The organism is Bacillus sp. HSf4 (assembly GCF_029537375.1).
Taxonomy (GTDB): Bacteria; Bacillota; Bacilli; order Bacillales; family Bacillaceae; genus Bacillus; species Bacillus sonorensis_A.
This window is the reverse complement of sequence record NZ_CP120679.1, coordinates 3,365,197-3,386,706: the sequence shown is the minus strand read 5'-3', so window position 1 is coordinate 3,386,706 and position 21,510 is coordinate 3,365,197. Positions and strand designations below refer to the sequence as shown.

Sequence of the window (21,510 nt, the reverse complement as noted above, 5' to 3'; positions counted from 1 at the left end):
CTATCGTAAAAGATGATGAAAGAGTTTGTCAACCTTATTTCTATACTAGTTAACAAAAGAGAGGTGCTTGCCACATGTTTTTTGGAAAAGCAAAACAGCACAAGCCATCTGACAGAGTGCCCCCGAACCAGAATGTCACCACGACGTTTCCCGTCCTTCACACAGGCGATGTTCCCGATTATGGAGATTTGTCAAAATGGAATCTGCAAATCTACGGATTGGTTGAACAGCCGCTCTTATTATCCTTTGAGGAACTGTGCGAGCTCCCGGAAAGCGAAGTGTCAAACGACATCCACTGTGTGACGGGATGGTCAAAACTCGATAATGTCTGGAAGGGAATCAAGACACAGGAGATAGCCAAAATCGCAAAGCCGCTTGAGGAAGCCCGATATGTGATCTTGCACGCTGAGGAAGGCTGGACGACCAATGTGCCGCTGAAGGATTTTTTGCTGGATTCCTCTTTGCTGGCCCACTCCCATAACGGCGCTCCGCTTACTCCTGAGCACGGTTTTCCGCTGAGGGCGATCATGCCGCACCTTTATTTTTGGAAAAGCGCCAAATGGCTGAGGGGCATCCAGTTTACAAAGGAAAACCACCCGGGATTTTGGGAGAAAAATGGTTACCATATGAGGGGAGACCCTTGGAAAGAAGAAAGATACAGCTTTGATTAAAAAAAGACAGAGGCCTGCGAGTAAGCCTCTGTCTTTTGAACATGTCACGCCCCAGCCGCTGACGACGAACTTTCAAGCGCCAATTCCGGCGGTACATAGCTGTCATTTAAAGCTTTTGCCACCGCTTCATATGTGATATGTCCGCTTGCCACATTGACGCCGGCCTTTAAGGCTGGATTTTCAAGAACCGCTTTTTCCGCGCCCTTGTTTGCGATCTCAAGGGCGTATGGAACCGTTACATTTGTCAGCGCCACTGTGGATGTCCGCGGGACGGCGCCGGGCATGTTGGCGACGGCGTAATGGACAATGCCGTGCTTTTCATATGTCGGATTGTCATGGGTCGTGATGTGGTCAACCGTCTCGACAATTCCGCCTTGATCAATGGCGACATCCACGATAACGGAGCCGGGCTTCATCTGTTTGACCATTTCTTCCGTCACCAATGTCGGAGCCTTTGCGCCGGGAATCAGCACCGCACAAATGAGAAGATCGGCTTCAGCGACAGCATCGGCAATATTGACCGGGTTTGACATCAGCGTTTTGATTTGATGGCCGAACTGATCGTCAAGCTGGCGGAGCCGATCTGCGTTCAAATCGATCATTGTCACATCGGCGCCAAGACCCGCCGCGATTTTCGCCGCATTTGTGCCGACGACGCCTCCTCCGATAATCGTCACTTTTCCGCGAGCCACACCGGGAACGCCGGCTAATAATATGCCTTTTCCGCCTTTCGGCTTTTCAAGGAATTGCGCACCGATCTGGGCGGCCATCCGTCCGGCGACTTCCGACATCGGCGTCAGCAAAGGAAGGGAACGGCCGTCACTTACCGTTTCATAAGCGATGGCGATGACACCGCTTTGTTTTAGAGCTTCAGCCAAAGAAGGCTCCGCAGCCAAATGGAGATAGGTGAACAAGATCAGCCCTTCGCGAAAATAGGGATACTCTTCAGGCAAAGGCTCTTTTACTTTCATCACCATCTCCGCAGTATTCCAAACCGTTTTTGCTTCTTCGGCGATCTCCGCACCTGCTGACACATAATCCTCATTTTCGAATCCGCTTCCCGCACCTGCATCTGTTTCCAGGATGACGCGGTGGCCGGCGGCAATCAGCTGCGCTGCTCCACCGGGAGTCAGCGCCACCCTGTTTTCATTGTTTTTGATTTCTTTCGGAACCCCGATCATCATCGCGTCGCTCCTCCTTCTATGGTTACTGTTCTTTTAGTTTATACTGACAATTTAGAATTTTCTTTGTTCGAATAAGAAAATAAAAAAACATGCATTTGTGGAATCTCACAAATGCATGTTGCGAAGCTTGATTTCAAGGTAAATCGTAAACTTTTCATTAATGTTTTTTAAATCGATTTCCGCGATTTTGCCGATCCGCTTCAGCCTGTAGTTTAATGTATTGACATGAATGTTCAGCTTTTTGGCAGCGGTGTTGACATTGCTGTCACACTCGATAAACTGCTCAAGGGTCTCGACGAGATTGGAGTGGTGTTCTTGATCATAAGCCTCAAGCTGCATGAGCGAATAATTTGGATAGTTCGCGTGTTTTCTTTTTTCGGCAAGCACATCGAGGTATTGATAAATGCCGAGCTCTGAAAAGCTGACGAGATGCTTTGTTTCGTCCGCAAACCGCTCCTTTACTTTTAAGACGGAGAGCGCTTCCTGATAGGATTGGTGCACACGGGTGATCGACCCGTACATTCCTCCGATCGAAATCGTGCAGTCGTTCAGCTTGTACCGCTCACTAAGCTGCTTTTGAATACTTCCGGCAAACTGTTTTAAATCGTTAAAAGGCTGTCCGTTTTCCCCTGTTTTCGGAGCGGCGAGGATGATCAGCTCATTATAGTCGATCGTGGCCAGCGAAATTTGCACCTGCTGTGTCGTCTCCAATAAATAATTGAGCTGTTTTTCGGTTTTTTCCTCAATTTCGTTTTTCAGGCGGATGATGAAGACAGAGTAGGAAGACGGCACCCTGATGCCGAGCTGATGAAAGCCGTCGGCAATTTCCTGTTCCTCTGAAATATGCCCTGTGAGCAGCTTCCAGAAAAATTCCTGGCTGCGCTGTTCATTCTTTCGTTTGCGGACCTGGTATGGCAAAAGCTTATTCTTCACGGAATCGGCGGCAAGCCTTAAGAGGTGAAGCTCGTCTTCCGACAGTGTTTTTTGGCTTTCGAGAGCCCAAATGAAACCGATGACTTCGCTGTTTTTCCAGATTGAGATCGCCACGCGGCTGCTCAGACCGACTTCATCGATTTGCTCCACCCTGATCGGTTCGTCTGTTTTCATCAAAGCTGGAATCGTTCCGTCTTTCCAGAGCTTGTTGATCACCTTTTCCGGAACGCGCCGGCCGATGATCGTCGATGTTCTCGCCGGATCGGTATAGTCGCTGTGCGTGCTGTAAGCAAGGAGGCGGTGGTTGACATCCTCTATCGTAATCGGGCAGTTCAGCACCTCGCTGATATGATCCGCCACATCTTCCAAACGGTCGTATTGGTATTTAAAAGGATTCACTCGATTGTTCATAAAAAACCCCTACTTTTATGTTTGCATGAAAAAATTTTGACATATACCCATCTTACTTTTATTATGAATATAGTTGTTTGTGAAAATCAACAAAAAAGTTAATCGCGATTCATTATATTTCATGAATGGTGACAGCTATTACAACAAATTTAATTATTTTGGAATAAGAGGAGTAGACAGCGGTGTTGGTATTAGAGAAAATTAACAGCATTTTATGGGGAGTCCCGGGCATCGTTCTGCTTGTAGGGACCGGAATTTTTTTGACGGTGATCCTGAGGGGGCTTCAATTTAAACGATTGATATATGCTTTCAAGCTCGCTTTCGGAAAAGAAAAAGAGTCTGCGGGTGCAGACGGCGATGTCAGCAACTTCAAAGCGCTGATGACGACGCTGGCCGGGACGATTGGAAACGGCAATATCGCCGGGGTGGCCACGGCGATTACGGTAGGGGGCCCGGGGGCTTTGTTCTGGATGTGGCTCGTCGGCCTTTTGGGTATGGCTACCAAATACAGTGAAGCTTTGCTGGCAATGAAATACCGTGTCAAAAATGAACGCGGCGAGTATTCCGGAGGACCGATGTACTATGTTGAAAAAGGTCTCGGAAAGAAGTGGAAGCCGCTCGCCGTCTTGTTTGCGCTGTCGGGCGTGCTCGCTTCTTTTGGAATCGGCGACTCTGTCCAGTCCAATACGATTGCTGAGGTCGTCACACATACATTCGGCATCCAAGATTGGATTATCGGCCTTGTGCTCGCAGTGCTGACAGCGGCGATTATTTTCGGCGGCTTTCAGCGCGTCAGCACGGTTGCAAGCATTTTTGTGCCGGTGATGGCGATTCTTTATATCGGCGGTTCATTGATTATCATTTTCCTGCATTATGATCAAATCATTCCGGCGTTTCAGCTGATTTTCTATCATGCTTTCAACCCGGTGTCTGCGGCTGGAGGCTTCACAGGAGTGGTCGTGTCCGAAGCGATCAGAAACGGAATGTCCAAGGGGATCTTTTCAAACGAAGCCGGTTTAGGAACAGCGGCTCTCATCGCCGGGAATGCCAAAACCGATCATCCTGTTAAATCGGCGCTGGTGGCGATGACGGGAACGTTTATTGTGACATTGATCGTTTGCACAATGACAGGGCTTGTCCTCATCATTACAGGGTTCTGGGATCCTTCAGGCGGGTTGATTTCCGGAGTTGCCCATGATACATCCCTTGACGCGGGGGCGCTCACGAATGCGGCGTTCGCCTCTTCTTTAGGGTTAACAGGGAAGTACATTGTTACGTTTTCGGTGATCTTTTTCGGCTATTCAACAATTGTCGGCTGGTATGTATATGGAGAAAAATGTCTTGAATATCTTGTCGGCTTAAAATGGGTGCCGATTTACCGTGTTGCTTACGTATTCATCACGTTTTACGGTGCTGTGGCAAGCCTGAATACGGTATGGGCTTTTGCCGACATGGCGAACGCGTTGATGATGATTCCCAACCTGGTGGCTCTTGTTTTATTATGGAAGGTCATTCGCGCGGAAACCGACGATTTCTTTTTAAATCATTACAACCGGCAAAAGCCGGCGAAACTAAAAGCCGGGTGAGGCGAAAAAGCCTGTCTCCAAGATAAGGAGACAGGCTTTTTTGGTCTGAGCGCCTTCTCGGCGTTTTTCTTCATTATAATGCAATCCATCCTTTTCACTATGGACTTTAAAAAGCTTGCACATAGTCAAATAGAACCATCGCTTTTGATTCAAATTGAATATTTGATGAAAATTGAGATTTTTTTACTAGATTTCTAGAATTTTTGCTGGATGGAAATAGAGGAATGATAAACCTTTAGACTCATTTTGTAAAATAACAACAGATTTGTTTGACTGTGCCTCAATCTTGTTTTTATAATAAAAGCGTTCAAAAAAATAAGTTATTTAGCCCATATCTAGGGCGAATAGCGCAGGAGGTATAAGGAATATGTCAGGAATCATTCGTGTTACGCCGGCTGAACTGCGGCAAATGGCTGACAGATATCAAAAAGAAAGCGGAGACGTTACTGAACAGGTCAACCAGCGTCTTGATCAAATGATCAACCAGCTTCAAGATATGTGGGAAGGTGAATCAAGCCGCGCGTTCGCAGAGCAATATCAAGAGCTGAGACCTTCTTTTGTGAAAATGGCTGAACTTCTAAGCGACGTTTCTAAACAGCTTCATCAGACTGCTAACACTCTTGAAAGCACTGACCAAGACATCGCTAGCCAAATTCGCGGCTAATTTACAGATTAGAAGAAAGAGAGAAGCGCCTAATTCAAAAGAAGATGACGGCGCTTTTTCTATTGAGAGGTGATGAACTGGTGTATGTTGACATTACCATCGATTTAAAACATTATGACGGCGGCGCTTTTGATCTCAGACTGTCAGATTACCATTCTGTCAAAAAGGTGGTCGACATCGCTTGGCAGGCCAAGAGCATATCTGTCCCTCCCCGCGAAGGCTGCTGGATCAGGGTGACAAATAAGGATGCCGTTTTTTCAGGCGAATACACACTGTCACAGTGCGGTATAACGACTGGAGACCGTCTTGAAATATTATGAAAGGATCTGGATGAATGGCAGAAAAAAAGAAAACGTATCTGGAAAATCAACTGGAAGCCGTCATGACGAAGGAAGACGATGCTTACATTTTTCGTTTTCAACGAGAAAAGATCAACCTTGTCAACGGCTTGGAAGCAAACGTCATCAAAGAAGTCGATCCTTCCTTTAAAAAAGAAACCGTCATGACCGATGATGAAGTCCAAATTTCGATTCAGCCTCCTGCTGAATATAAAGAATTTCGCTACTTGAAATCCAAAAATAAAAAAAGCAAATGGCTTTTCGCCTACCAGCTCGTCAAAGCTGTTGAAGAGCACTCGGTCAAAAGGCTGCATCTCATTGCGACGCCGGAAAACATTGTCTTTGACAAAGGGTTGACCCCGAAATTTTTACATTATGGAGTGAAAGAAAGCATTCCGCCATACGAACACGATGAAGAAAGACTTTTTAATGAAGTGAAGGCAGCAGCGGCGCTTGCCGTTGACGGCGAATTCACCTTTGAAGAGTATTTAAAATACAGCGAAACCATCAAGTTTTCAGACGAAGTGAAAAACATCGTCTCAAGCGGGACATACGGCGATTTAAAAGCTGTCATTCAAAGACGGCTTGATGAGCTTGACGCCGAAGAAAAAACGCTTGTCCACCTTCCGAAGAAGAAGTGGAAGACGCAAAGATACATAGGATTGGGCCTTATTTTATGTTTAGTACCGGCTTTATTGTTTTCCTTCTATTCTTTATTCTTCGCTCAGCCAAAACAGGAGGCGTTTGTCGAAAGCAACCGCTACTTTTTAAATAAACAGTACAGCAAAGTCATCAGCACGCTTGATAAATACAAACCTGATGAGATGCCGGATTCCGTTCAATATCAGCTCGCATATTCCTATATGATTGTTGAAAACGCGCTGAAGGAATTAGACTGGCAGGAAGATGCCCTGAACAGCCTTACGCTGCAGGTCGATCCGAATAACTTCCTCTACTGGATTCAGATCGGACGCGGGGAAAATAAAGAGGCGTTAGAGACGGCTCGTAAGCTGGAAAACAACTTCCAAATCATATTTGCAATCTCGAAATATATCATTGAGATCAAGACGGATAACCAATTGTCAAGCGAAGAGAGGCAGAAACAGCTGGATCCGCTGCAAAAGGAATATGACGAATTGTATGAGACATTGGAAAAGGAAAAAAACGCGCAGAAAAATACTGAAGAAAACCAGCAGGTAACGACTGAGCAAAAACAGGCTGATATAGAGGCTGCAAAGACTGAACAAGAAAAAGCGGAAAAGACTGAAAAGGAGCAGGAGAAAAAAGAAAATAAAGAAAAGGAAGAGCAAAAGAAAAAAGATGATAAATAAAGTGAAGATAACCTGTTGTTGGCAGGAGGCGGAAAAATGAGTCTGTTATGGATTTTTTACCATGAAAATTATCAAAAAATAAAACTGGATGATCACAGCAGCCGCACGCTGACAATCGGACCGGATGTCAAGCATTCCGTCACCATCAGCCGTTTTCCGTTTGAAAAAGGTCCGGTGACATTGGAAAAACAAAAGGACTCCGATCTGTACAGCGTCTATCGCAAGGATGAGCCGGCCTCTTCTTTGGCGCTTGGTGATAAAACGGTCCTAAAAGACGGCGCCGGGGAGCTGACGCTCTTTTTAACGGAAGAATCCGAAGACGCCCCTGCCTATTATTTAGGAGAGAGAAAAGAAATCGCTGTTTCCTCCTGCAATGAGGAGGCGGATGTCTCTTTTACCGAAGCGGATTCGCCTTTCGGAGACCGCGGCACCTTCTTATTGATCCGCCTTGAAGGCAAGTGGCATGTGATCCCGAATGGTGCGCTCGTCTATATGAACGGGGAAAAAATAACCGCTCCTGCCTTGGTGCAAAATGGGGATGAAATTTTATACGGCCTGAATGCGTTCCGCATCATTGAAAACGACCTTTTGGAAATTCATGGACAAGAGGAGTTTGCTACAAACCTGGAAAAAATGCTCAGGCCTACCTCTGAAACGAAAAATAAATATCCGCATTACCGCAGGCCGCCGAGGATGATTTACGACCTGCCGGATGAGAAAATATCCTTCAGCTTTCCGGCGCAGGAAAGCGATGAGAACAACAGAGGCTTATGGCTGATGATATTGCCTCCGCTTGTCATGCTGCTTGTGATGGGAATCGTGGCGATCATTCAGCCGCGGGGCATCTTTATCGTCGTTTCCCTGGCGATGTTTATGATGACGCTGATTACATCAACTGTGCAATACTTCCGTGATAAAAGCCAGCGCAAAAAACGCGAAGAAAAAAGGGAGCGCGTCTATACGCTTTACCTTGAGAATAAAAAGAAGGAATTGCATGAACTGGCGGAAAAACAAAAATTCGTCCTGGAGTTCCATTTTCCTGCCTTTGAACGGATGAAATATTTAACAAAGGAAATCAGCGGCCGAATTTGGGAAAAAACAATTGAAAGCGCAGATTTCCTGCAAATCCGCCTTGGCACGGGAACGGTTGCCTCTTCCTATCAAATCAACCTGAATGGCGGAGATTTGGCAAACCGTGATACAGACCATCTGCTCGAACAGACGCAAAAGATGGAAGAGGTTTACAGAGAACTAAAAAACGCGCCGATTACCGTCAATCTCGCCGAAGGACCGATGGGGGTTGTCGGAAAAGAAGCTGTCGTCAAAAACGAGATTCATCAGCTCGTCGGACAGCTCGCTTTCTTCCACAGCTATCATGATTTACGCTTTGTCTTTATTTTTGACGAAGCCGAGTATAAAGAATGGGAATGGATGAAGTGGCTTCCGCATTTTCAGATGCCGCATACATATGCGCGAGGGTTTATTTACAACGAACAGACGAGGGATCAACTTCTTTCAAGCGTCTACGAGCTGTTAAGAGAACGCGATTTGGATGAAAACAAAGACAAGACCCGGTTCAGACCGCATTTTGTCTTTATTATCACAAACCAGCAGCTGATCGCTGAACACGTCATACTTGAATATTTGGAAGGGAAGCAGAAAAACCTCGGAGTGTCGACAATCGTTGCGGCAGAGACGAAAGAAAGCCTGTCCGAAAACATCCATACCCTCGTTCGTTATATTACCGAACAGGAAGGCGACATTCTGATCAAGCAAAAGAAAGCCGTGCAGATCCCGTTTCAATTGGATCAGCATACAAGGGAAGACAATGAGATCTTTTCACGTACATTAAGGACGCTTGACCACCAGCTCGGAATGACCAATTCAATTCCTGATACGGTTTCGTTCCTTGAGCTGTTCCATGCGAAAGAAGTCGATGACATCGGTATCGGACAAAAGTGGCTGACAAGCGAATCGGCCAAATCGTTGGCTGTGCCGATCGGCTATAAAGGAAAAGATGACATCGTGTATTTAAACCTGCACGAAAAAGCACACGGTCCCCACGGATTGCTTGCGGGGACGACCGGATCGGGAAAAAGTGAATTTTTGCAAACGTATATTTTGTCTTTGGCTGTTCACTTCCATCCGCATGAAGTCGCTTTTCTTTTGATCGACTATAAAGGGGGCGGAATGGCGCAGCCGTTCCGGAACATTCCCCACCTGCTCGGAACGATCACGAACATTGAAGGCAGCAAAAACTTCAGTACGCGGGCATTGGCATCAATTAAAAGCGAGCTGAAGAAAAGGCAGCGCCTTTTTGATCAGTACAGCGTCAATCATATCAATGATTACACAAAGCTTTACAAGCAGAAAAAAGCGAAAACGGCAATGCCTCACTTATTCTTAATATCGGATGAGTTTGCCGAATTAAAAAGCGAAGAGCCGGAATTTATCCGCGAGCTCGTCAGTGCGGCAAGGATCGGCCGAAGCCTCGGCGTGCATTTGATCTTGGCGACGCAAAAACCGGGCGGCATCATCGATGACCAGATCTGGAGCAACTCGAGATTTAAAGTGGCTTTAAAGGTGCAGGACGCTAATGACAGTAAAGAGATCCTCAAAAACGGGGATGCGGCCACGATCACGGTAACCGGCCGGGGGTATTTGCAGGTCGGCAACAATGAGGTATATGAGCTGTTCCAGTCTGCCTGGAGCGGAGCGCCTTATGCCGAGGACGCCTACGGAACGGAAGATGAGGTGGCAATCGTCACCGATACCGGATTAATTCCTTTATCAGATGTAGACGCAGACCATGCCTCGAAAAAAGAGGTTCAGACGGAAATTTCCGCTGTTGTGGAACAAATTGAGCGCATTCAGGAGGAAATGGGAGTCGAAAAGCTCCCGAGTCCTTGGCTGCCGCCGCTTGAGGAACGCATTCCCAAAGCGCTTTATCCGTCGGAGGAGGCCGATACATTCAACTTCGCCTTTATCGATGAACCGGAAAAGCAAAGTCAGGAGCCGATCAGCTACCGCATGATGGACGACGGCAATATCGCCATCGTCGGATCATCCGGCTACGGAAAATCGCTGAGTGCGATCACCTTCCTGATGAGCTTTGCGGCTGAATACACGCCAGAAGAACTGCACAACTACATTTTTGACTTTGGAAACGGAACGCTTCTGCCGCTTGCGAGACTTCCGCATACGGCCGATTATTTCCTGATGGATCAGACAAGAAAAATCGAAAAATTCATGGTCCGCATCAAAGAGGAAATCGAGCATCGGAAAAATCTGTTCCGCGCCAAAGAAATCAGCCATATTAAGATGTACAATGCGCTGAACGAAGAGAAGCTTCCGTTCATTTTCATCACGGTTGACAACTTCGACATCATCAAAGATGAAATGCACGATCTCGAAGCTGAATTTATTCAGTTCGCCCGCGACGGCCAGTCATTGGGGATCTATTTGATCCTGACGGCGACGAGGGTCAACGCGATCAGACAGTCGCTGTTGAACAATCTGAAAACAAGGGTCGTTCATTATTTGATGGACCAGTCCGAAGCCTATTCCATTATCGGAAGGCCGGAATACAGCCTTGAACCGATTCCGGGGCGTGTCATCTTAAACAAAGAAAACCAATACTTTGCGCAAATGTTTTTGCCTGTTGAAGCAAACAGCGATATCGAACTGTTTGAAAACATCAAAGCCGATATTCAGGACATTGCCGAGCGCTTCAAGGACATGAGAAAGCCTGCGCCGGTGCCGATGCTGCCGCTGGAGCTTTCCGTGACGCAGTTGATGAGGGACTATCCGCTTCAGCCTGAAAGAGGACTGATTCCGATGGGGCTTGATGAAGAGTCTGTCGAACCTGTTTACTTTAACCTTGAGAAAAATAAACATTGCCTTATCATGGGGCAGACCCAGCGCGGAAAAACAAATGTCATCAAAATCATGCTTGAGCATCTGCTTGATCATGATACGAAAAAGATCGCTGTGTTTGACTCCATCGACCGCGGCTTATCTCAATACGCGACAGAGGATCAGATCAGCTACCTTGAAACAAAGGATGACATTCTTCTATGGCTGTCCGAAACAGAAGAAATCTGCCGGACGAGGGAAGCCATGTATGTGGAGGCTGTCAGACAAGGGGAAATCGCAAACCTTGACTTTTCGCCGATGGTCTTTATCGTCGACGGAATTTCGCGGTTCCAGCAGACGATTGACGCATCGATCCAAGATAAGATGGCGATGTTCATGAAGTCTTATGCCCATTTAGGTTTCCACTTTATACCTGCCGGAAACCACAATGAATTTACAAAAGGATATGATGCATTGACAAGCGAAGTCAAGCAAGTCAGACATGCCGTCCTGCTGATGAAAAAGTCCGAGCAAAACTTGATCCAGCTTCCGTATGAACGGCAGGAGCCGGAAATTCAGCCGGGCTTCGGCTATATCGTTGAAAACGGCAGGGAAAGAAAAATTCAAATTCCTTTATGTTCTGTAGAAAGGAAGAAAACGACATGACGGAACAACAAAAAAGCACTCTGAAAATCATCAGCGCGATGGTCATCATCATCCTTCTGCCCGTCTTATTCTTTCATTTCATCGGCGAGAATCCGACGAAAAAGGTTTCGAGCGCGACAAGGGAAATCGCCGTTGTCAATGAGGATACCGGCGTCTTGAAAGAGGACGGAACCGTTGATGAAGATACGTTATTTGGAAACCAAATATCGGCGTTTTTGGCTGAACGTCCGGACTACAAATGGACGGTCGTCAGCCGAAGCGCCGCCGAAAGCGGACTTGCGGAAAAGCAATACGATGCGATTGTCTACATCCCGTCCGATTTTTCGCAAAACATTTTAAGCTATAATCATAAACGTCCGCAAAAAGCGGAGTTGGAATTTAAAATTCAGGGCCAGCTTGACGCCGTCAACAAGGAAAAAGTCCAGCGTGAGCTTCAGGACGCCCAAAAAACGGTGAGCAAGAAAATGACGACTCTGTATTGGGGGCTTGTCAAACAGGAGGTCAAAAAGGTCAGAAAAGAATTCGACAGCATCGTCAACAAAGAGTCGGAATTCCAAAACGCCATGTACAACTTTTATAAGCCGAGCTCCAATGACTTAGCGGGCGAGGTGAACAGACAAAAAGAGATGATCGAAAGCCTCAAGGAGTCGATCAATGAAACACACGGCACATCAAAAGAACGCAACGCAAGCGTTGAAGAAACGAAAAAGCAGCTGGACAGCTTTGTTGACAATGTCAATCAGTATAAAGAGTACCAGGAAAAGCAGTCAGAGCTGCTTCAATCAGCCCAGGCGGACAGTGAAGAACAAATTCAAGACGGCCTGACATCCATCAAAGAAAAGCAAGCCAGCGCCCAAAGCCGCTTCAGCGAACAAATGAACGGTATGGCAATGTCGCTCAGCGGTTTGCAAAACCAGTTTAGCTTGACTTCTACCTCTCTTGAAAACCTGCAAAAAACGCGGGAGGATCAGATTTCAATCCAACTGAATGGGATTAATTCGATCCAAAATAAGTTGATAGATAACTATCAGGCTGAAACAAGAAAAGCGAATTTGAGTAAGCTTGAGCCTGACTTAATTGTATTACGGTCTGATCTATCGAAAGGCTCTGAAGATGATTCACAAAACGGCACGGACCCGGGTGATGAGGATAAAAATGATCAGGATAATAATCAAGATGATGAAGAACAGCCGAACAATCTAGAAATCAATCTTCAAGAACAGCAAGATGAATTGAAGAGCATTGCGGCTGAACTGAAAGAATTATCGGACGGGTTAAAAGATTCTTCTGATAACGATGGTGGAGGTACGGAACCAACTCCTGAAGAACCAACTCCGAACCCGAGCGAAGATCCGACTTCCGAAGAACCGGCTCCTGATCAGAGTGGAGACCCTTCAACAGAAGAACCGACTCCTGATCAGAGTGAAAATCCCGCTGCCGAGAACACGACTCCTGATCAGAATCAAGAACCGGCAGCCGACACTGGAGAAAACGGACAGCAAGACACATCAAATCCTGAAGATCCGACAAATGATCAAGCAACAGGTGAAGACGGAGATACCCAGAACCCTGGAAATGAGCAGCCTTCAGAAGGATCGGATGACGAGGTTGCCAAATTAAAAGAGCAGCTGAATGAAGCTGCTGCCCGGCTTGAAAAGGTGGAAGAAGACCTTCGTGCAAAACAGGACACTCATAATGAAGAGCTGAAAAAGAAGCTTGAAACCTTGAGTGGGGAAATTACAAAGCTAAATGAAAACATTGACGATTTAAAGAAAGAAATAGTGGATCTGAACGATAAGATTACAGATCTCAACAATAAACGAACAGAAGATTTTGATGCTATCTATAAGAAAATTCAAAATATAGAAGCGAGAGTATCAGAAAATCTTCCGGAAGATAGCACCTTAAAAAAAGCTTTTGAATCTAACATACGTACGAGAGATGTCGATCAACTGCTCAATTACTATAAGTTACTATCAAATTATGAAACAACATTTTTCGGTTCGGTCAATTATTCAACTAAGGAAAGCGTCATCTCCGGGACGCAAGACGGTCTCAATACAGTCCTTAAAGTCGGTGAAACCGAAGCGGAAAAATGGGAAAACCTTAAAAACAACATGCTGTTATCAAATGAGGACATTCAAGATTACACAGAAGGCATGTCCGATTTTGTAACAACCTACGGAGAATTCATTGATGAAAAGCAGACGGAAACGCTGAATGAGCTTAGCACAATCTCAGAGAGAGCAAATGCCGTCTCTGAACAGCTCAGCAATCCGGTGGGTGCCGGAACGGCGGTCTTTGAAGGAGATGCGACAGACGGCTCCATGGTGATCAGCATGCAGGATACGCTTGGAAATGACATTCTGCAGCTGTCAGATATGCTTGGTTCCTTGTCAGAAACGCAATCAGGCGTCATCGAGTACACCAACAATATTACGGAAAGTGTAAACGATGTTCAGCAAAAAGCGGATACCCTGAATTCAAACTGGGGTCAGAACGTCAATACGACAAAGCTCGTCCGCGGCGATGTGTACAGCATCCTCGGCAATGCTTTTGGAGGAAATGACGGATATGTATACGATCATCTGGCGAGTCCTGTGAAAATCAGCGGGGATGTTCCTGAATCAAAAGCGCAAAACGTACCGCCGGTTGTCATTCTCGTCATTGTCATGATCTCAAGTTTGTTGATCGGATACTTCAGCCACCACTACCAAAACGCTCCGCTTCTCGTCAGAGGCGCGCTGTTTGGAATACTGAATATCATTGTCGGATTGATGATCAGCCTGTTCGGCTTGAACATCTACTCTCTGGCAGATGACCAGGCCTTGATGTGGTCGGCCTTTACGATCATGCTGCTTGTCGCAAGCTCCGCCGTCATCCGTTCGGCATTCATGCTTGGCTCCATTGCCGGAGGCGCGGCAACAGCTTTCATGATTTTGTTCTACATTGCTCCGCTGCTTGATTTGGCCATGCCGAATTTCAGCTTCGAGAATCCGGTGTCAACCGTATATATGTCCATTCAGTATGGAACAGGCGATATGTTCGCACTCGGAATGGGAGCATTGGTTCTTATCGCAATCATCGCATTGGCCGTTCCGTTTATTGTCGATTTTGCAAAATCAAAAACGGAGGAAAGCGAGAATGACATTGATGCGTAATGCGAGATGGGGAAAGAAGGGGATCATGGCTGTCATGCTCTCCTTCTTTCTTTTCACACCGCTTGTGAAAGCGGATGAAACCGATGAAGTCGACGTCAAGCCAAACGAGTATGAAAAGCAGGATGTCAAAATCGAAACGGACTACCTGCAGGAAGACGATGCTGTATACAAAGAAGATATACCGATACCGGAAGAGCTGAAGGAATTCTCATTTTCGGACAAGAAAAAAGACGGTCCCCTCGAACAGCTGAAAGGTCTATCGGGAAGCTTCACAAATAAAAGCAATTCCGTCGCCTCAAAGCTGAAAGAGCTCAATCTGTCATTTTCAGCGGAGCCATCATTAGGCAAACAGGAAGATGACATGGCAGAAGACAAGCAATCCATCTTCCTCCCTATCTTGTATGGAGTCCTGATCCTTCTCTGTATTGCGGGCCTGTTCTTCTTGATTCCGAGAGTTGTCAGCGGCCAGCAGAAGAAATAGGGGCTGCCTTTCTTCCGAGACAAACCGCGGAAGCACTTGAGAAGCCTGCCGACGAATCAGTACAATGATGGATAAGGAGGGAATTCAGATGCATTTATCCATTGTCACAGGAGCGTCAAAAGGCCTCGGCGCAGCGATTGCCAACGGTTTTTTGGAAAACGGCCATTTGGTGCACACCGTCTCCAGGACCAAGTCCGATATTTGCCATGACAGACTGATTCAGCATGAGGCTGATCTGACAAATCCGGCGGAAACAGAGAAGTGGTTTCAGCAATTGACTGATTCTGTGCAAATCGACGAGTTGGCTTCGATCACACTGGTCAATAACGCCGGCATGGTGACGCCGATCAAGCGCGCAGGCGAGGCCGGGCGGGAGGAACTGAGCCGGCACTATAACCTGAATCTGCTTGCTCCGGTTATCCTCAGCCAGCAGTTTACAAAGTGGCTCGCTCCATTTAATGGCGAAAAAACGATCGTCAATATTTCGTCCGGTGCAGCCAAAAACCCTTACAAAGGCTGGAGCGCCTATTGCAGCTCAAAAGCCGGGCTTGATATGTTCACTGAAACATTCGCCTTTGAACAGGAGGACGAGGAATATCCTGTGCGGATGATTTCGTTTTCTCCGGGAGTCATGGATACCGGCATGCAAGAGGTCATTCGCTCATCATCCAAAAAAGACTTCCATGAGATTGAGCGGTTTAAAAACTATCAAACAAAGGGCAGCCTGAGAAGCACTGCCTTTGTTGCCGGAATGCTTCTTGATCTGCTTGAGACGGAGTTTGAAACCGGCAGAGTGTACGACATCAAAGAATTTTTGTGAAAGGCAAAAACAAGCACAGTGAGATATATTGTGCTTGTTTTTTTATTTTCGCCCTCAGGCTTTAGTGTTCTTTAAGAAGGGCTGCCCACATTTCTTTGTGTGGGGTGTAATCATTCGATGACAATGTGTTTTGTCTGTGAATGATAAAAGCGGTCATGATGAAAAATGATGTGCCAGATCAATTGAGATTTGCGCGAAAATATGTTAGGATTCTAAAAATATATAAAGGAGGGGTTTACATGAGAAACGTAACATTAATGGATGTATTCACCCATCCCATTGCACAAAAATATTTGACTCGTTCAGGCGTCGCCCATGCCGTTGCCTGTGCTTTCCACGCATATCGTCTGGCGGTAAAAACGGGAATAGACCCCGATCTTGCGACAAAATCGGCATTGCTCCACGATATCGGCCATTATGAATGGTATACGGACGGGGAGTGGGACTATGAAAAATACAAACAAAATGATATTCATGCCATTAAAGGAGCTGAGCGGGCCCACAAGCTTCTGATCCGGCTCGGCGAGGACCCGAAAGCCGCAAAAGAGATCGCTTTGGCCATTCTCCTTCATACCGATTCATACTTGCCTGAAGGCGATCTGGACAAAAACACGCTGCAGCAGATTGTCAAAAAAGCGGATGAACTCGATGAAGAGCCGGGCGGCAATCACCACTACCGCAAAATCGACCATAAGCTTGCGATCGAAAAAATCAAGCAGCTTGATCGGATGGTGGATCAAGCGCGTTTACCCATGAAAGAAACGGTTTAATCTGACAAAGGGTTATATTCAAACCTTTCCCCTTTGTCATTTACATAGACGGAACGGATGATCGTTCTGTTAAACGGCACGCGGTCAGCTGTTTGACCGGAAACATCGATCGTGACGGAATACATCCCCGCTTTTTGAACGTGCTGCAAGGCATGGAGTGAAGCGGAGCGGAGCTCTTTTTTCTCCACTTGCTTTCCATTTTGATAACGGATTGAGCGGACGGCCGTTTTCACATTTGCAAGACTTGACCCTTGTGCCTTAAATTCCTTTTCAATTTGCTGATCAAGAGGGGAGTCAAAGGTGACGACGAATAAAAAAGCTTCTTTCTGTTTGACGGAAGACGTTATTTTCCACTTGCCAGAGGCCGGATTTTTGATGACAGCGGAGTGAGCATATCCGCCCGCAAACACATCTGCTGTTTTGGAAAGGGAAAAATCTTTCGTCGCTTTGCCATGAGGATCTGTCAGTTTGATATTTCCCGAGGAATGATTGCTCAGCCAGTGAATGGTTATTTCTTCTACCCCTTTCTCCACCGCAAATTCTTCTTCTGTAAGGCCCTCATTCACCCCGCCTCTTATATAAGGATAGGACCTATTTTCTTTTGTCAGCTTGTTCATTTGCATGTTTTCATCAGTTCCCAATAAAGACTTTAATACAGGGAACGTCTCGCTTCCTTTAATGATGGAGAAATGATCCCAGCTGCCGGTGTCGAGATTGACGGCATATGGAAGCCGGGCATTTTTTTCAACGACGGCCCCGTCATTTGCGCCAAACATGTTTAAATAAATGCCTCCGAAAAACAAGACGCTCCCAAATCCGCCGATTTTATTGCCGGCGAGTGTAAAATACTCGGTTTTCTGTCTGTTGGGATGGCTGTCGATCTGCTCGCGGAATGCTTTCATATACCCGGTTTGCAAAGAATAGACCGCATCATTTTGCTGGCCTAAAATGTCCGCGAGCCATCCGGCCCAGCTGCTGTATGCAAGGTCGGCAAGCTGTGAACCGTAGTGGGGAGTCCCGAGTGTGATGACGTGTTCGACATAGCGGTAAGCATCATGGCGGATCAGGGCGGACTGGCTGTCAATCCCGCCTTTGCTGTAGGATATGAGAATCACTTTCCTGCCGAAATGATCATACATCTCGCGGAGCTTGGCAGCGAGGAGGGCCCCGTTATCATCCATGTCTTTATCGGGATGGAGATCGATAAAAGCCGTTTCATAACCGCTTTTCCAAGCCTGTTCCGCCATGTCGTTTTCATCAAACCAGGCAGCGGACGAGCCGTTTAAGCCGTGGACGAAAACAAGCGGCGGTTTTGCCGGATCGGGCTTTTCAACAGGATCGCCTGTAAACCAGTAACCAGGATTGCCTCCTCCGCCTTTAAAGCCTCCAGCATGTGAGCCGAGAGGAAACAAAAACAATAGAACAAGCAGCACCAGCGCCATTTTTTTCATAAAGTGTTCACCTCATGTTTTATTGTAAACGCTTTCATAATATTTTCTTGAAGTGCACTTTATTCCCAGCGGGTGAAAAAAATTTAGAAAATTTTCGAAAATAGCAGGCATATTTAAAGAAGACCGGATGCCGCCGGTCTTCCCATTGTTTTATTTGGTCTTTCTTTCCTTTAGATGAAACTCTTTTTCCTGTTTGTCCGTATTGAAGGATGAAAACAGTTGACAGACGATGGTGTCAATAGTACTTTTTAGAGTAATGAATAAACCGGGAGGAAACAAAGCTTGTTTAAATCAAAAACCCATTTTTGGACCGTGCAGATATTATTGATTCTGCTGATTATTTATGTGTCGACGAAGGTGACTTTTCTTTTCCAGCCGATTATCATATTTGCGTCAACATTATTTACCCCGATTTTAATCGCGGGCATTTTGTATTTTATATTTAACCCGATCGTACGGTTTCTCGAGAAAAAGCTGCCGAGAACGCTGTCCATTTTGCTGATCTATTTGGCGTTTTTGGCTTTCATCGGCTTTGTTTTATCATCTGTCGGGCCGATTTTTACAAAACAGGTGAGCGACCTATTCAGCAGCATCCCTGGATATGTGAAGCAGATACAGGTTTTTATTAAGCAATTATCCACTTCCCAATGGTTCACTTGGATGATGAATCAGGATTTCGTGTCGGTTGCAAAAATCGAAAACTCGATCGGAGAGTTTCTGACAAGTCTTCCTGAAAATATTACGGGCAGCCTGACATCTGTATTTGGCTTTGTCACCAATATCGCGCTAACCGCCGTGACCGTGCCGTTCATCTTGTTCTACATGCTGAAAGACGGTCATCGTTTTCCGAATCTGGCGGTCAAAATTCTCCCGGCCAATTACAAAAATGAAGGGCTGAAGATTTTTAAAGATCTGTATGATACGCTTGCGGCGTATATTCAAGGCCAGCTGATCGTCTGCCTTTTTGTCGGAACGGCTTGTTTTATCGGCTTTTGGATCGCCGGAGTGAAGTATGCGCTTATTCTCGGTCTGATTATTGCGGTGACAAACATTATTCCCTATGTCGGCCCGTTTCTCGGCGCGACCCCGGCTGTGATCATCGCGTTTCTCGATTCGACGACAAAAGCGATCATCGCGCTGATTATCGTTGTCGTCGTCCAGCAGACGGACGGCAATCTGCTCTCTCCGCTTATTATCGGAAAGCGCCTGAACACGCATCCGTTGACCATCATTCTCTTATTGATCGGCGCCGGCAGCTTCGGGGGGATTCTCGGCATGATTGTCGCGGTGCCTGCCTATGCTTTGCTGAAGGCTTTTACACTCAATATCATCAGGCTTGTCCGTTTGCGGCAGCGCTCCAAAAAAGAATCGGCCGAACGTACTTGAACGTTTTTTCCGCTTTCACATATCATGCAAATAAAATGGTGGGCGGAGGTGTGAAGATGCCAGCAATCGTTGGTCCGGTTTTGATCAGGACACTCGCTGACGACAGTGCAGCCTTTTTTGGAGATGTGTTTGCGATTTCCCCGAAATCGACGGATTTTTCCGGAGGAGGGGCGGGTTCTTTTTCAACAGGCGATTACAGCGTGGTTCATAGCGGAATCAGCAATACGGTCCTGACAGATGCCGATGTCTTGGATGGAATACAAGGCTTTAACGGCTGACAGCCTCTTTTAAAGAGGCTGTTTGTTTTTTATAGTATAATGGGAAAAAAGATGGGTAGGGCAGGTGAAAGAGAGTTGAAAATAAGGAAAGCCAACATCATCAATCAAAAAGAAATGATCACAGATGTATATCTTCATGAAAACAAACAGCAGTTTCATACGCTTGTGGCAGTGCCGCAATTGGAATGGAGCACGCTGATCTCATATGAAGAAGAAAAGGCGGAACTCATTCAAAAACTGAATGCTTCCTTGGCCAACATCGCAGAAAAAGAGGCCGCTGAAGAGCTTTCCCAAAAAATCGCGCATTGGGTGACGGAAATGTAGCCTTCAGTTTATGCTCTTTCGTTTCAAGGCATACTGATAAAAAGCAGCCGCAAATGTGTAAGCAATGATAAAACTGGAGGGTCTGAATGTGAGCGATCAATCAATGGATCTATATTTACAGCAGGGGATGCACGGACCACGCGAGACAAAACCGGATGAACGCCGGCTGTTTTTAGGTTCGCTGAGAGAAAGGGTGCTGATCGCCCTGACAAAGGGACAAGTGCTCCGCCAGAAAGCATACAACGAGGTGATTGAAGCGATCGGGGCACATGCCGATGCCGAGCTGCTATTAAACGGTGAGATCGACTACTCCCGCTTTTCGGCCTACATCAAGGAGGCGAACAAGCATGGAGTCCCATTTTCGATCGTATCTGATCATGAGACGGATACGCCGCTCGGACTGATTTTGGTGTCGAAGGATGCGGTGGAGAAGGAAACGATTTATATTCAAGATGATATATTTGAACGCTCGACGCTAAAAGAGTAGGCGTCTGGCGCTAGCTTTTGTTTTTTTCTGAAAACGTGATAAGCCGCTTGTGGCGCGGCTTATCAAGGGTTTTCGCTCGTTTTAAGCCATTCACTTGTCTTTATAGATAAGGTATAATGTTATCTATCATCCAAAAGGCAGGGAGGGCGGCAATGAAAAAAGCTCTTATTTGTATAGATTATACGAACGATTTTGTTGCCTCTGACGGCAGACTGACGTGCGGAGAACCCGGACAGAAAATTGAAGACGCCGTCGTGCGGCTGACGGAAGCGTTTATTAAAAACGGGGACTATGTCGTGTTCGCTGTCGATGCGCACGATGCGGAAGATCCGTATCATCCGGAAACCCGCCTGTTCCCATCCCACAATGTGAAAGGGACAACAGGGAAAGACTTGTACGGAAATCTTGAAACGCTTTATCAAAAACACGCACACGACAACCATGTTTACTACATGGAAAAAACAAGGTATTCTGCTTTTGCGGGGACAAATCTTGAGATCAAGCTTCGCGAAAGGGATATTAAAGAGCTGCACTTAATTGGTGTTTGCACGGATATATGTGTGCTCCATACGGCAGTAGATGCTTACAATAAAGGGTTTGACCTTGTCATTCATCAAAAAGCAGTGGCTAGCTTTAACCCGGACGGACACAACTGGGCTCTTTCTCATTTTGCAAACACCCTGGGAGCCTCAGTATCAGATTGAGGAAGGAGA

General features: G+C 46.3%; 18 protein-coding genes. 15 read left to right on the top strand and 3 right to left on the bottom strand.

All coding sequences use genetic code 11. From position 1 onward, the window contains the following. The first annotated feature begins 74 nt into the window (after positions 1 to 74). Positions 75 to 671, top strand: a complete 597-nt coding sequence (locus tag P3X63_RS17520; RefSeq protein ID WP_026588605.1) for a sulfite oxidase-like oxidoreductase — start codon at positions 75 to 77, stop codon at positions 669 to 671. Between the two features lie 44 nt (positions 672 to 715). Here the strand turns inward: P3X63_RS17520 and ald are convergent, their stop codons facing one another. Together ald and P3X63_RS17510 are read right to left on the bottom strand one after the other, a co-directional pair. After that, positions 716 to 1,855, bottom strand: a complete 1,140-nt coding sequence (gene ald / locus P3X63_RS17515) for an alanine dehydrogenase (protein WP_026588604.1) — start codon at positions 1,853 to 1,855, stop codon at positions 716 to 718. 105 nt (positions 1,856 to 1,960) lie between these two features. Continuing rightward, positions 1,961 to 3,199 carry a sporulation transcriptional activator AdeR gene (locus P3X63_RS17510; protein ID WP_077735494.1) on the bottom strand — a complete coding sequence of 413 codons (1,239 nt, stop codon included), beginning with the start codon at positions 3,197 to 3,199 and terminating at the stop codon, positions 1,961 to 1,963. 182 nt (positions 3,200 to 3,381) lie between these two features. Here P3X63_RS17510 and P3X63_RS17505 point away from each other — a divergent pair, with 182 nt between their 5' ends. From P3X63_RS17505 to P3X63_RS17465, 9 genes are all read left to right on the top strand, one after another. Further along, positions 3,382 to 4,785 (top strand): alanine/glycine:cation symporter family protein, encoded by a 1,404-nt coding sequence (locus P3X63_RS17505; RefSeq protein WP_077735493.1) that lies wholly within the window; start codon positions 3,382 to 3,384, stop codon positions 4,783 to 4,785. 367 nt (positions 4,786 to 5,152) lie between these two features. Further along, positions 5,153 to 5,449, top strand: a complete 297-nt coding sequence (locus tag P3X63_RS17500) for a WXG100 family type VII secretion target (RefSeq protein ID WP_026588601.1) — start codon at positions 5,153 to 5,155, stop codon at positions 5,447 to 5,449. 80 nt (positions 5,450 to 5,529) lie between these two features. Further along, the gene (gene yukD / locus P3X63_RS17495) at positions 5,530 to 5,769 is read left to right on the top strand and encodes an ESX secretion system protein YukD (protein WP_026588600.1); all 240 of its coding nucleotides are present in this window, start codon (positions 5,530 to 5,532) and stop codon (positions 5,767 to 5,769) included. A gap of 14 nt (positions 5,770 to 5,783) precedes the next feature. After that, on the top strand, positions 5,784 to 7,118 hold the full coding sequence (gene essB / locus P3X63_RS17490; RefSeq protein ID WP_277691577.1) for a type VII secretion protein EssB: 1,335 nt from the start codon (positions 5,784 to 5,786) through the stop codon (positions 7,116 to 7,118). Positions 7,119 to 7,154: 36 nt separating this feature from the next. After that, positions 7,155 to 11,639 (top strand): type VII secretion protein EssC, encoded by a 4,485-nt coding sequence (essC, locus tag P3X63_RS17485; protein WP_026588598.1) that lies wholly within the window; start codon positions 7,155 to 7,157, stop codon positions 11,637 to 11,639. Next, positions 11,636 to 14,800: a type VII secretion protein EsaA gene (gene esaA, locus P3X63_RS17480; RefSeq protein WP_277691576.1), complete on the top strand. Its 3,165-nt coding sequence runs from the start codon at positions 11,636 to 11,638 to the stop codon at positions 14,798 to 14,800. The genes essC and esaA overlap by 4 nt, the downstream gene beginning before the upstream one ends. Further along, positions 14,784 to 15,281: a type VII secretion protein EssA gene (gene essA, locus P3X63_RS17475; protein WP_277691575.1), complete on the top strand. Its 498-nt coding sequence runs from the start codon at positions 14,784 to 14,786 to the stop codon at positions 15,279 to 15,281. The genes esaA and essA overlap by 17 nt, the downstream gene beginning before the upstream one ends. Before the next feature lie 88 nt (positions 15,282 to 15,369). Beyond that, the gene (locus P3X63_RS17470; RefSeq protein ID WP_277691574.1) at positions 15,370 to 16,101 is read left to right on the top strand and encodes a (S)-benzoin forming benzil reductase; all 732 of its coding nucleotides are present in this window, start codon (positions 15,370 to 15,372) and stop codon (positions 16,099 to 16,101) included. A 239-nt stretch (positions 16,102 to 16,340) separates the two neighbouring features. After that, positions 16,341 to 16,871, top strand: a complete 531-nt coding sequence (locus P3X63_RS17465; protein ID WP_277691573.1) for an HD domain-containing protein — start codon at positions 16,341 to 16,343, stop codon at positions 16,869 to 16,871. On the opposite strand, the gene P3X63_RS17460 is transcribed toward P3X63_RS17465, so the two are convergent. Next, a complete protein-coding gene (locus tag P3X63_RS17460) occupies positions 16,868 to 18,322 on the bottom strand; it encodes an esterase/lipase family protein (RefSeq protein ID WP_077735489.1) in 1,455 nt (484 codons plus the stop codon). The genes P3X63_RS17465 and P3X63_RS17460 overlap by 4 nt on opposite strands. Positions 18,323 to 18,604: 282 nt before the next feature. On the opposite strand from P3X63_RS17460, the gene P3X63_RS17455 reads away from it, so the two are divergent. The 5 genes from P3X63_RS17455 (at position 18,605) to P3X63_RS17435 (ending at position 21,501) form a co-directional block, all read left to right on the top strand. Next, a complete protein-coding gene (locus tag P3X63_RS17455; protein WP_026588592.1) occupies positions 18,605 to 19,708 on the top strand; it encodes an AI-2E family transporter in 1,104 nt (367 codons plus the stop codon). Positions 19,709 to 19,764: 56 nt separating this feature from the next. Continuing rightward, positions 19,765 to 19,986 carry a spore germination protein gene (locus tag P3X63_RS17450; protein WP_026588591.1) on the top strand — a complete coding sequence of 74 codons (222 nt, stop codon included), beginning with the start codon at positions 19,765 to 19,767 and terminating at the stop codon, positions 19,984 to 19,986. Positions 19,987 to 20,061: 75 nt separating this feature from the next. Further along, positions 20,062 to 20,310 (top strand): YueH family protein, encoded by a 249-nt coding sequence (locus P3X63_RS17445; RefSeq protein ID WP_026588590.1) that lies wholly within the window; start codon positions 20,062 to 20,064, stop codon positions 20,308 to 20,310. Between the two features lie 88 nt (positions 20,311 to 20,398). Continuing rightward, a complete protein-coding gene (locus P3X63_RS17440; RefSeq protein WP_026588589.1) occupies positions 20,399 to 20,797 on the top strand; it encodes a YueI family protein in 399 nt (132 codons plus the stop codon). 152 nt (positions 20,798 to 20,949) lie between these two features. Next, positions 20,950 to 21,501 carry a cysteine hydrolase family protein gene (locus tag P3X63_RS17435; RefSeq protein WP_026588588.1) on the top strand — a complete coding sequence of 184 codons (552 nt, stop codon included), beginning with the start codon at positions 20,950 to 20,952 and terminating at the stop codon, positions 21,499 to 21,501. Positions 21,502 to 21,510 lie beyond the last annotated feature (9 nt).